The sequence below is a fragment of the Alteromonas alvinellae genome, assembly GCF_902705805.1.
Genome location: NZ_CACSIH010000253.1, coordinates 1 through 442, shown reverse-complemented (window position 1 = coordinate 442; position 442 = coordinate 1). Strand labels below are relative to the sequence as shown.

Here is a 442-nt window from a genome sequence, read left to right as displayed (position 1 = left end):
TGGATATTAATCGCATATTTTATTTCGTTTATGGGTAGTTTGTATCCGTAATCTGCTACAACAAAGACTGTCTGCTCGTCATTTAAATATTCTTTAAGAGTCACGACACTTGGGCGTTCGGTGGAATAAACAATATTGTGTGTACGACAAATTCGTTTGATAAAGCTCGCATTTTCCTGAACATCGTTTATGAAAACGAGCTCAATGTTCAATCTAATTTTGATTAGAAGTGACAAACAATTCGAGAATAAGTCACTTCCAAAATAAACTATCTTCATATATGTTTGCACCTTCTGAGAGTAGCGAATGCCATGCTGCTTAGCAGTACACTAAANATTGCAAATGATTTAACAAGTGCTTTCATGATTACCTCTATCTTTGGTTAATATTCGGTTTTTAAAAATTAAAATTACTTTGATTGTCAAAAGTGCGCATTTATTTG

General features: G+C 33.1%; 1 pseudogene. It reads right to left on the bottom strand.

The window, feature by feature from the left end:
* Positions 1-278: pseudogene (locus ACX5KA_RS19600) on the bottom strand (formyltransferase family protein); the annotation flags it as partial.
* Positions 279-442 lie beyond the last annotated feature (164 nt).